The sequence below is a fragment of the Mammaliicoccus stepanovicii genome (genome assembly GCF_002902525.1).
GTDB classification, from domain to species: domain Bacteria; phylum Bacillota; class Bacilli; order Staphylococcales; family Staphylococcaceae; genus Mammaliicoccus; species Mammaliicoccus stepanovicii.
Genome location: NZ_PPQZ01000009.1, coordinates 47,227 through 59,577, shown reverse-complemented (window position 1 = coordinate 59,577; position 12,351 = coordinate 47,227). Strand labels below are relative to the sequence as shown.

Below are 12,351 nucleotides of genomic sequence, written 5' to 3'. Positions count from 1 at the left end.
AACAAAAACAAATGTTGGAACAGACGATAAAGATTCAGATGGTCAAAAAGTAACAGTTGTCGTCAACAATAAAGATGATATGACAATTGATTCAGGATTCCATAAACCAGTTGAAGAACCAACACCAGAACCACCGACACCAGATACGCCGGATAATCCAATACCAGAACCACCGACACCAGATACACCGGATAATCCAACACCAGAACCACCGACACCAGATACACCGGATAATCCAACACCAGCACCACCAACACCAGATACACCGGATAATCCAATGCCAGAACCACCGACACCAAGTACACCGGATAATCCAATGCCAGAACCACCAACACCAGGCACATCTGAAGAACCAGTAACAAGTACACCTCAGATTTCTGGAGATAAAATGGATTCACATAAAGTTGGTATGACAGGACAGAAAGTATCAAACGAACAAAATAATAATTCAAATCAGAAATTAAAACAATTACCGGATACTGGTATTAATGATAATGTTAATACAACACTTATCGGTTCATTGTTAGCTGGATTAGGTGCGTTGTTTATGTTCAGAAGTCGTCGTAAGAAAAACGAATCAAAATAAATTTTTGGAGGTTAATTTATGACACAATCTGATAAAAACAGTATAAGTGGAAAAGTAACTAATAAAACACTTTCTTCTATTAAAGGTACTGTTCAAGATAAAACAAAACAAAAATAATGAATATTTATTAAGTGGTAAAAAGTGATAGTATGATAAAGGATCGTTTCATTGGATGTATTTCTAATGAATCGATCCTTTTATTTTAAGTTAGTGATTTATAGTATTAATATAATCAAAAAAATTAATTTTCCAATATCATTCATAGGAATTAAATAGTAAAATAAGATTCATACTAAACTTTTCGTTTCTAATTAAAGTATGATGCTAAGTTTTAAGGAGATGGTATCACATGACTGCATTACTTCATGGTTTTTTATTAGCACTCGGATTGATTTTGCCACTAGGTGCGCAAAATGTATTTATTTTTAATCAAGGTGCTAACCATAAACAATTTAAAAAAGTATTACCAGCAGTAATAACAGCAGGAATATGTGATTCAATATTAATATTACTTGCTATTTTAGGTGTTTCTCTTATTTTACTTTCATTACCTACATTACAACTAATTGTGTATATTATTGGATTTATATTTCTTACCTATATGGCTATTAGTTTGTGGAAAGAAAAACCACAACAAATGGAGAAGACAAGTTCAATGACTGCCAAAAAGCAAATCGGATTTGCACTGTCAGTATCTTTATTAAATCCACATGCCATCATGGATACGATAGGTGTAATCGGTACAAACGCAACTGTTTATGAAGGTATCGATAAAATTATTTTTACTGCTTCTACTATTTCCGTGTCATGGTTATGGTTTATCTTACTTGCAATATTAGGTAAGGCACTAGGAACAGTAGATAAAACGGGTAAGTATATTGTTTATTTGAATAAATTTTCTAGTGTCATTATAGTCGTCGTAGCGTGTATTATATTGAAAAATATTATAGAGATTATATTATAGGTTGTTAAATATACTACTCTAGATACATAATATTATTCACTTTAGGAGTCCTTTTAAGGGGCTCCTATTTTTTATGTTAAATTATTTATTGATCATTAGTTGTAAGGACATTTTAAATTTTACAATTTCTATTGTATTGAATAAGATAATATATGAAAGTATAAATTGGTTATTATGAATTTAATCATTCAATATAGAATAGGAGCGTGTCCCATGATTCAAACGGAAAGACTTGTATTAGTGCCATTTCAAGTAAAACATTTAGATGATATTTATGAAATATTAAGTAATGATGAAACGTGTCAATTTTTGCCGCATGATCCGTGGACTGAAACTAATAAAGATGAGAATTTTAAGAAGAGGTTGATTGAATTTAATTTGAATAGTGGAGAGAAATGCCACTTAGCCGTTATGCTTAATGATAAATTAATTGGTGATGTTGTTGCATGGTATACAGATATGAAAGATACAGTTGAAATAGGATATGTATTTAATAAGGCTTTTAGTAATAAAGGTTATGCTACAGAAGCAGTAGAAGCATTTAAACAATTTTTATTTAAGGAATATGATTTGCATAGAATTCAAACGATGTTAGATGCGAACAATTTGAGTTCTGCAAATTTATGTGAGCGAATTGGAATGAGAAAAGAAGGGCATTTCATTAAAGATTATTGGAATAAAGGCAAATGGACTGATACTTTAATGTACGGACTCTTGGCATCAGAATTAAAGTAATAGCTTAATGATTGAGGAGGAGAGGATTAATGTGAAACCGAGAATTACTGTACTTACATTAGGCGTTGAAGATTTAGAAAAGTCAGTTGAATTTTATAAAAATGGACTTGGTTTGAAAACTGAAGGTATTATTGGAACAGAATTTGAGGATGGGGCAGTTGCATTTTTTGATTTGGAAAATGGTATGAAATTAGGCTTATGGCCGAAAGATAGTATATCCAAACAAGCTCAGGTTGATCGCACGCAAACCAGTCATACTGAATTTACAATTGGTCATAATGTTTCTAGTAAATCAGAAGTTGATGAAGTTTTGAAAGAAGCTGAATTAGCAGGAGCAAAAATTACTGATTCCCCTCATGAAACTTTATATGGTGGATATTCAGGACATTTCATGGATTTAGATGGTCATCTTTGGGAAGTTGCTTGGAATCCGGATTGGTCGTTAGATTTAGATTAAATGTGTTGGTCATTGTATAACGGGAATAATAAAGCATAATGATGTTTGGGGTAGATATTATGAAAAAATGGATAAAAAGTGCTGTCGCAATTGGTGGGACAGTTGTAGCCAGTCAATTTGTAATTAAAAAAGTTTCTAATAGAACAATGAAAAGCCAAGTTTTAGAATGGATGATAGAAACTCTGAATCGTAGTCCAAAATTTGATGATTTCGAATCAAAATATGATTACGTAAATGAATTATATGAAGTGAATGCTAAACGCTACGAGCTTCCTAAATTGTTTAAAGAAAAATCAAAGTTAGAGAGATATCAAATTGATGAGATGCCTGTTTTTAAATTTTCTCGAAATCTTGATGATGATATAGGTATATTATACTTGCACGGTGGTGCATATATTCATCAACCATCAATTTTTCATTATCGCTTTATTGATGAATTGGTTCAAACAACAGGTGTAACAGTTGAAATGCCTATTTATCCTAAAGCACCGAATGATATATTTGTTAGATCATATGAACTTATTATTGATTTGTATCATAGAATGGTAGAGGAATATGATTCAGTGATGATTATAGGTGATTCTGCAGGAGGTGGATTAGCTGTAGGATTAATGCAACTCATCAAAGAACAGAATGTTAAACAGCCTATTCACACATTTCTCATTTCTCCGTGGGTAGATATTACGATGGAAAATGAACAAATAACACCTCAATTACAAGATGATGATCCAATGCTAAATATTGAATCTCTTAAATTTTCTGGAGAATTGTGGAGTGGGCATGTTGATAAGAAGCATTATTTATTATCACCAACATATGGAGATTTGCAGCATTTACCGCCGATTTCGATTTTTGTAGGAACACGCGAAATTCTGTTACCTGATATTCGATTATTTAATAAAAAATTACAATTATGTAATGGTAAAGTTGAATATCATGAATTTGTTAATCAAAATCATGCATTTCCGTTGTATCCAATAGAAGAAGCGAAAACAGTTAAAAAAATACTTCATCATACGATTTTAATGTTTGATAAGCGTGAAAATTAAATCATTATCTTTGCTGTTATGAAATGTGAAAAAGCTTAATATGATTATCTTTTTAAGCTTTACTTCCTGTGGTATAATATAATAATGTATAAATAGAGAAATGAATGATTAAGAGGTGAAAGTAATGAGTATTCGTTCTGAACGCGTTGGCGAACAAATGAAAAAAGAATTAATGGATATTATAAATAATAAGCTTAAAGACCCAAGAATTGGATTTTTGACTATTACAGATGTTGAGTTACCAGGCGATTTATCTCATGCTACTGTTTATTTAACAGTGCTAGGATCTAAGCAAGAAAAAGAAGATACTTTTAAAGGTTTAGAAAAAGCTAAAGGATTTATAAAGTTAGAACTTGGAAATCGTATGAAATTACGCATCTTACCTGAGCTACATTTTGAATATGATGAATCAATTGATTATGGTAATAAGATTGAACGAATGATACAAGATTTAAATCGAAACGATAAATAATTCACGTCGTTTGAAACATGTTCTATACTAAACTGTTGACAATGTCTTATGATTTTTGTCGACAGTTTTTTTCGTTAAGTTTCGTAAATATAGACTTTTAAATGTTAAAATATAGTTAATGAAATTAAAAGTGGAGGTCGTAATTTTGGATGGCATATTAGCAATTCATAAAGAAGTAGGTATGACAAGTCACGACGTAGTATTCAAACTTAGAAAAATATTAAAAACTAAAAAGGTTGGTCATACTGGTACTTTAGATCCTGAAGTTAGTGGTGTCTTACCGATTTGTATAGGTAAAGCGACACGTGTAAGTGACTATGTCATGGAAAGTGGTAAGAAATATGTAGCTGAAGTATCTATAGGAAAGAGTACAACAACTGAAGATCAAACAGGTGAAGTCGTTTCTACTAAAGATGTCGAAGATAACAAATGGAATAAAAGAGATATTGAAGCGGCTTTAACACAATTAATTGGTGAAATAGAACAAATTCCTCCAATGTATTCAGCGGTTAAAGTGAACGGAAAAAAATTATATGAATATGCAAGACAAAATATTGAAGTTGAGAGGCCGGTTCGTAAAGTTTTTATAAAAAATATAGACTTGTTAACTGACATTACATATGAAGATAATCAGTGTAAATTTAAAGTTGAAATAGATTGTGGTAAAGGTACGTATATAAGGACACTAGCTACTCAAATTGGCGAATTATTACATTATCCTGCACACATGTCCCATTTAATACGTACAAATAGTGGCGGTTTCTCATTGGAACAAGCAATTAAATTAGATGAACTTAGAGATATTGTTGAGCAAGATAGGTTACAGGAAGTGCTTCTTCCATTAGAATATGGATTGAATGGTTTAGACAAAGAAATAATCTTTGAGCAAGAGATTGTTAAACGAATCCAAAACGGTCAAAAAATTGCAAAACATCATTTCGAAAATGAACACATTCAGGAATTTGTTGTGTGGTATGACGATAAAGCAATTGCTATTATGGATACTTATGATAAAAACAATGAATTATATAAACCTAAAAAAGTCTTTCTTTAAAGGAGTATTTTGATGGAAGTTATAGAAATTACACACCCTATTAAATCATCACAGTTTGTAGAAGAGGATATTGCACTTGCAATTGGATTTTTTGATGGCATACATATTGGTCACCAAGAAGTACTACATAAAATGAAAGATGTTGCTAAAGAAAAACATCTAAAAAAAGCAGTCATGACATTTGATCCACATCCTTCTGTTGTGTTAAATCCAGAAAAAAAGCGCACGACTTATTTGACACCGATATCAGACAAAATTGACGCAATCGAAAAATTAAATATTGATTATTGTTTTGTAGTTAATTTTTCTTCAACATTTGCAGATGTAACGGCAGATGAATTTATAAATCAATATTTTATTCAAAATCATGTTAAAGCAGTAATAGCAGGTTATGATTTCAGTTTTGGTAAATATGGTAAAGGGAACATGACTTCTTTAAAAGAAAACGATTATCCATTTAGTGTTCATGTCGTTTCAAAGCAAACTTTACATCAAGATCATGCTAAAATTTCGACAACTGATATTCGTTCATGTTTGGAATTAGGTGATATTGAATCATGTAATCTAGCTTTAGGTAGACCATATTCTATTAAAGGTATGATTGTCCAAGGTGAGAAACGCGGCAGAACGATTGGATTCCCAACTGCTAACGTTCAGCCAAGTGATGATTATGTCTTACCAAGAAAAGGCGTCTATGCAGTTAAATTACTCATTAAATCTAAAAATAAAATGTACGATGGTGTTTGTAATGTAGGTGTTAAACCAACATTCCATGATCCTGAAGCTTACCAAATCAGTATTGAAGTTAATATATTTGATTTTGAAGAAAGTATTTATGGTGAAAAAGTAGAAGTTTATTGGTATCACTTCATTAGGCCAGAACAAAAATTTGATGGCATAGATTCATTAGTTAAACAAATTTCAAAGGATAAAGAAGAAGCGAAACGATTATTGTCACTTGAAAATGGATAAAAGATTATGTATAATTGTTTAAGTGCCTAATCCTTGGCTAATCGACACTCCGACGATTTGCTCAGGTTTACGGTGAATAATATGAATAGGAGGAAATTGACTATGGCAATTTCACAAGAAAGAAAAAATGAATTAATCGAACAATACCGCGTACACGAAACTGATACTGGTTCTCCAGAAGTACAAATCGCAGTTTTAACAGCAGAAATCACTGCTTTAAACGAGCATTTACGTACTCACAAAAAAGACCACCATTCACGTCGTGGATTATTAAAAATGGTTGGACGTCGTAAGCACTTATTAACTTACTTACGTGACAATGATGTTCAACGTTATCGTGATTTAATTAAATCACTTGGATTACGTCGTTAATTACTATATCAATCGAAAGAAATCGTTCAGATTTCTTTCGATTTTTTTATGGGAAAAATTTGAGAAATGTCATATAAAATATAAAACTATTTATTGTTCTTAAATGTTCATATTTGTTCTTAAATGTTGATTAATTTTATGAGTATGGTATTATTACACTGTATAACTTTAGTTTTATAATACTTATTACATAATAAAGGGGTCTACAATATGAGAAAAATAGGTTTAGAAAATGAACGTCAATTTCAAAAGTTTACGATTAAGAAAGTGAAATTAGGGGTTGGATCTTTCTTGATTGGTACTGCATTAGTCTTTGGGGTTGGTCACGATGCATTTGCTGATGAAAATGCTAATCAAACGAACACTGAACAAACAAGTGAAGAAGCAGGTATTAAATCAATCGATAAGAAGGATAAGTATTATCAAGTTGAATATAATAATGGAACAAAAGCAAGAGTGTATAATTTATCAGATAAATTATTTAGATATTATTTAGATCCATCAAATAAATTTAGTGAACCAGAACAATCAGCAAAAGATTTAAATGCCAAAATTTTAGATAAACCTTTAGATGAATACTCTACAAAAGCGTTTAAAGAATCTAAAGTAACAAGTACGAAAGATGGATGGCGTATTAAGACGAAAGATATACATATTAATTTTAATAAAAAGAACGGCACATTTAATGTAACGAAACCAACTAACAATGGTGAAGAAACAATATTAGAAGAAACAAAACCTATTACCACGACTAAGGGCAAATCTACTCAATATTTAGCAGATGACCAAACAAGCCATTTTTATGGTGGTGGTACGCAAAATGGAAAAGTCACACTTAATAACGAAACTATTAAAATAGAGAATACAAATAAATGGGATGATGGAGATGTGACATCACCTAATCCATTTTATTGGTCAGATAAAGGGTATGGGGTTGTAAGAAATACTTTCAAAAAAGGAACATATGATTTTAATAAACAATCTCCTGGGACTGTAGCGACTTCTCATGATGAAAATCGATTTGATGCATTCTACTTCTTTGACGATAAGCCAAATGAGTTAATTAAGGATTATCATGAATTAACAGGAGAACCAGCATTGACGCCTATGTATGGATTTTATGAAGCACATTTAAATGCATATAATCGCGATTATTGGGTTAAATCATCTAAAGATGAAAAAGGCGCAATCAAGATGTCCGATGGCAAATATTATAAAGAATATTTACCAGAAGACTTACCGAAAGATAGAAAAGGAACACTCGAATCATTAAATGGAGAGAAAGATAATTATATATTCAGTGCTAGAAATGTAATTGATGAATATGAAAAGCACGATATGCCATTAGGATGGTTCTTACCAAACGATGGATATGGTGCAGGATATGGACAAGAAAAAACTTTAGATGGCAATATTAAAAATTTAAAAGAATTCGCAGATTACGCTAATAAAAAAGGCATAAAAACAGGGTTATGGACTCAAGAGAATTTAAAACCTAAAGATCCTAATAACCCTAAAAAGAACGAAAGAGATTTTGCTAAAGAAGTCGATGCGGGTGTTACTGCACTTAAAACTGATGTTGCTTGGGTAGGAGAAGGTTATTCATTCGGTTTAGATGGTATCGATAAGGCAGTGAAGATGCTGCAAGAAGAAAAAGGCGATAGTATCAGACCGTTTATCATAAGTTTAGATGGTTGGGCAGGTACGCAACGAAACGCAGCGATTTGGTCTGGGGATCAAAGTGGTGGTGAATGGGAGTATATAAGATTCCATATTCCAACTTATATTGGCCAAGGTATGTCCGGTAATCCAAATGCAGCATCTGACATGGATGGTATTTTTAAAGGAAGTAATCCGGTGATTAATACACGAGATTATCAATGGAAAGCATTCACTCCAATTCAATTAAATATGGATGGCTGGGGAACGAATCCTAAAAATCCATATGCATTTGATAAGAAAACAACAGACATTAATAGAGCCTATTTGAAACAAAAATCTATGCTAATGCCATACATTTATTCAACTGCTGCCGCTTCAACATTTGATGGTAAGCCAATGATAAGAGCATTATCTATGGAAGAAGCAGATGTTCCGGAATCTTATTCTGAAAATGCTAAGTATGAATATATGTGGGGAGATAATATGTTAGTTGCCCCAATTTATCAAGATACAAAGTCTGATAAAGCAGGTAATGATGTAAGAAACGGTATTTACTTACCAAATAAAGAAGAAATTTGGGTTGATTATTATACTGGTAAAGAATATAAAGGTGGACAAGTACTAAATAATTTTGATGCACCAATCTGGAAATTACCTGTTTTTGTTAAAAAAGGTTCAATATTACCGATAACAAATCCTAATAATAATCCAACAGAAATTGATAATACACACCGTAAATTTGAAATATTCCCTGGCAAAAATAGTGAATTCAAAATTTATGAGGATGATGGATTAAGTGATAAATACAAAAAAGGCGAAAAAGCGTCTTCAAACATTTCAACAAAAGAAAATAAAAACAAACTTTCAGTGAAAATAGATAAAATGAAAGGCGCTTATGATGGTATGGTTAAAAAACGCGATACAGAATTAAACATTAAAACAGAGTCTACACCGAAATCAGTTACTGTAAAATCTAAAGGAAAACCACAGAAACTTAAAGCAGTCGACAGTTTAGAAGAATTTAAAAAAGGAACGAATGTTTATTACGTAGACAACAAATATACTACGAATTCATACCTTTCTAAGATAGGTAAAGATATGGGTCAATCGTTCTTAAGAGTAAAAACTGATCAACACGATATTACAAAAGAAAAAGTTGAAGTTGAAATTAAAGGTTTAAATAAATAGTAATAGATTACATGAATAGAATTTAAGAGCCTGGGACATAATCATTAGTCCTAGGCTCTTAATATGTTGTTAGTAGATGTTACGTATACAGCATTAGATTTCTGTATCGATTACATTTGAAATGAAAGTGAGATTCAATTTACGTAATATTGATTATCGTGTTTAAAGATAATCGAACTACGTCTTGACCTTGTTTAACTTCCAATACATTTTTCAAGATGTCTAATTTATTAATTGTACATGTTATAGATTGATAATATCCATTGTCCCAATAAATAATATATGCGTGTGGGTTATAAAAGAGTTTTTCAGCTAAGACATTGTTGAGTTCACTTAATGCCATATCGTCTAAAGTAGGTTTATCCACTTTGTTTTGTTGCTCAATATGATTTTTAATAATTTCATATTGTTCTGGCATTGTTGCAAATGGCGCCCATTTAATCATGCCACGGCCTTTAGGAATTCTCGGATTCAAATACTCTCGAGGTATATTCCTGAAATCTGGTTCGTTTTTATATTCATCTGGCATATTTGAATTAATCATTTTGGACATTATGTTCAACTCCTTAAATCTATTATACGAACAAGTGTTCGGTTTTGTAAAGTGATAAATGATATAATGACGCTAATAATTTTCAAAATTCGTATAGTGTGTTGTGGTATATGAATGTAGTAATGTGGTATGATATAATGGATTAATTGTAATGAGAGGAGATTCATAAATGTCTCAAGAAAAGAAAGTCTTTAAGACGGAATGGGCAGGAAGTCCATTAATAATAGAAACAGGTCAATTAGCAAAACAAGCAAATGGTGCAGTGTTAGTTAGATATGGGGAAACAGTTGTATTATCAACGGCTACAGCTTCTAAAGAACCAAGAAACGTAGATTTCTTCCCCCTTATGGTAAATTATGAAGAAAAAATGTACGCTGCAGGTAAAATTCCTGGTGGCTTTAATAAACGTGAAGGTAGACCTGGTGAGGATGCTACATTAACAAGTCGTTTAATTGATAGACCAATTAGACCACTTTTCCCTAAAGGGTATAGAAATGATGTACAAGTCATTAATATTGTTATGAGTGTTGATTCAAATTGTTCACCTGAAATGGCTGCAATGATTGGTTCATCAATGGCATTATCTGTATCTGATATTCCGTTTGAACGTCCGATTGCAGGCGTAAACGTTGGATTAGTAGATGGTGAGTACGTTATAAATCCAGATGTTGAAGCGAAAGAAAAATCATTATTAGACTTACAAGTTGCGGGACATAAAGATGCAATTAACATGGTTGAAGCGGGCGCTAAAGAAGTGACTGAAGAAACAATGTTAAATGGTATTTTATTCGGACATAAAGAAATTCAAAGATTAGTTGAATTCCAAGAAGCGATTATTGATGAAATTCAACCAGTTAAAGCTGAATTTATTCCAGTTGAAATTGAACAAACGCTTGAAGAGTCTGTTCGTGGAAAAGCTGAAGCATTAGATTTAAATGCTGCAATAAGAACAGAAGAGAAACAACAAAGAGATATTAACATTACAGCCGTTAAAGAAGAAGTATTGAATGGCTTTGTAAATGAAGAAGATCCTGACAATGAAGAAGTATTAAAAAATGTCAGCAAAGTATTAGATACACTTGTTAAAGATGAAGTGCGTCGTTTAATTACTGAAGACAAGATTAGACCAGATGGACGTAATCCAGAAGAAATCAGACCATTAGATTCAGAAGTAGGATTACTACCAAGAGCACATGGTTCAGGTTTGTTTACACGTGGACAAACACAAGCATTTTCTGTTGCAACATTAGGTGCATTAGGTGAACACCAAATTATCGATGGATTAGGGACAGAAGACCAAAAACGTTATATGCATCATTATAATTTCCCTAATTTCTCAGTTGGTGAAACTGGACCAGTAAGAGCACCAGGTCGTCGTGAAATTGGACACGGTGCATTAGGTGAACGCGCATTGTTACAAGTTATACCTGATGAGAAAGAATTTCCTTATACAATAAGAGTTGTATCAGAAGTACTTGAATCAAATGGTTCATCATCACAAGCATCAATTTGTGGTTCTACATTAGCACTAATGGATGCTGGTGTTCCAATTAAAGCACCGGTAGCAGGTATCGCTATGGGATTAATTACTAAAGATGAAAATTATACAATTTTATCTGATATTCAAGGTATGGAAGATGCACTTGGAGATATGGACTTTAAAGTCGCAGGTACTGAAAAAGGAATAACTGCTATTCAAATGGATATCAAAATTGACGGTTTGAACGAGCAAATCCTTAAAGAAGCGCTTGAACAAGCTAGAATCGGTCGTCTTCATATCTTAAACCATATGTTAGAAACATTAGGAGAACCAAGAGAAGAATTAAGCCAACATGCACCGAAAATTGAAATCATGCATATCAAATCTGAAAAAATTAGAGATGTAATTGGACCAGGTGGTAAGAAAATCAATGAAATTATTGATGAAACTGGCGTGAAACTAGATATCGAGCAAGATGGTACAGTATTTATTGGTTCGAAAGATAAAGAAATGATAGACAGAGCACGTCAAATTATTGAGGATATTACACGTGAAGCAGAAGTAGACGCAATCTATATGGCAACTGTAAAACGCATCGAAAAATTTGGGGCATTCGTTGAAATATTCCCAGGTAAAGATGCATTAGTACACATTTCACAACTTGCTAATGAACGCGTTAACAAAGTTGAAGATGTCATCAAAATGGGCGATCAATTTTTAGTAAAAGTAACAGAAATCGACCGTCAAGGTCGCGTAAATGCATCAAGAAAAGTATTACTAAATGATGATAACGAACAAAAATAATAT

Annotated in this window: 12 protein-coding genes; 11 read left to right on the top strand and 1 reads right to left on the bottom strand. The window is 32.1% G+C overall.

Features of this window, described 5'->3' with window-relative positions; all coding sequences use genetic code 11:
- The 10 genes from CD111_RS01535 to CD111_RS01490 all read left to right on the top strand — a co-directional run.
- Positions 1-586, top strand: a 586-nt coding sequence (locus tag CD111_RS01535; RefSeq protein ID WP_142380930.1) for an LPXTG cell wall anchor domain-containing protein, incomplete at its 5' end; no start/stop codon positions are given.
- A gap of 349 nt (positions 587-935) precedes the next feature.
- On the top strand, positions 936-1,550 hold the full coding sequence (locus CD111_RS01530) for a LysE/ArgO family amino acid transporter (RefSeq protein WP_095088309.1): 615 nt from the start codon (positions 936-938) through the stop codon (positions 1,548-1,550).
- Positions 1,551-1,763: 213 nt separating this feature from the next.
- Positions 1,764-2,285, top strand: coding sequence for a GNAT family N-acetyltransferase (locus CD111_RS01525; protein ID WP_095088307.1), 522 nt, complete (start codon positions 1,764-1,766; stop codon positions 2,283-2,285).
- Between the two features lie 31 nt (positions 2,286-2,316).
- Complete coding sequence (locus CD111_RS01520) at positions 2,317-2,742, top strand: VOC family protein (RefSeq protein ID WP_095088306.1); 426 nt, start codon at positions 2,317-2,319, stop codon at positions 2,740-2,742.
- A gap of 59 nt (positions 2,743-2,801) precedes the next feature.
- Positions 2,802-3,791: an alpha/beta hydrolase fold domain-containing protein gene (locus CD111_RS01515; RefSeq protein ID WP_095088305.1), complete on the top strand. Its 990-nt coding sequence runs from the start codon at positions 2,802-2,804 to the stop codon at positions 3,789-3,791.
- 124 nt (positions 3,792-3,915) lie between these two features.
- Positions 3,916-4,263 carry a 30S ribosome-binding factor RbfA gene (gene rbfA, locus CD111_RS01510; protein ID WP_095088303.1) on the top strand — a complete coding sequence of 116 codons (348 nt, stop codon included), beginning with the start codon at positions 3,916-3,918 and terminating at the stop codon, positions 4,261-4,263.
- 142 nt (positions 4,264-4,405) lie between these two features.
- Positions 4,406-5,317 (top strand): tRNA pseudouridine(55) synthase TruB, encoded by a 912-nt coding sequence (gene truB, locus CD111_RS01505; RefSeq protein ID WP_169712016.1) that lies wholly within the window; start codon positions 4,406-4,408, stop codon positions 5,315-5,317.
- A 12-nt stretch (positions 5,318-5,329) separates the two neighbouring features.
- Entirely contained in the window at positions 5,330-6,289 is a 960-nt protein-coding gene (ribF, locus tag CD111_RS01500; protein ID WP_095088299.1) for a riboflavin biosynthesis protein RibF, read from the top strand.
- Between the two features lie 102 nt (positions 6,290-6,391).
- The gene (gene rpsO / locus CD111_RS01495) at positions 6,392-6,661 is read left to right on the top strand and encodes a 30S ribosomal protein S15 (RefSeq protein ID WP_095088295.1); all 270 of its coding nucleotides are present in this window, start codon (positions 6,392-6,394) and stop codon (positions 6,659-6,661) included.
- 210 nt (positions 6,662-6,871) lie between these two features.
- Positions 6,872-9,511 (top strand): glycoside hydrolase family 31 protein, encoded by a 2,640-nt coding sequence (locus CD111_RS01490; protein WP_095088290.1) that lies wholly within the window; start codon positions 6,872-6,874, stop codon positions 9,509-9,511.
- 139 nt (positions 9,512-9,650) lie between these two features.
- Here the strand turns inward: CD111_RS01490 and CD111_RS01485 are convergent, their stop codons facing one another.
- A complete protein-coding gene (locus CD111_RS01485) occupies positions 9,651-10,064 on the bottom strand; it encodes a YolD-like family protein (RefSeq protein ID WP_095088288.1) in 414 nt (137 codons plus the stop codon).
- A 169-nt stretch (positions 10,065-10,233) separates the two neighbouring features.
- On the opposite strand from CD111_RS01485, the gene pnp reads away from it, so the two are divergent.
- Positions 10,234-12,348, top strand: a complete 2,115-nt coding sequence (gene pnp / locus CD111_RS01480) for a polyribonucleotide nucleotidyltransferase (RefSeq protein WP_095088285.1) — start codon at positions 10,234-10,236, stop codon at positions 12,346-12,348.
- The last annotated feature ends 3 nt before the right edge of the window (positions 12,349-12,351 follow it).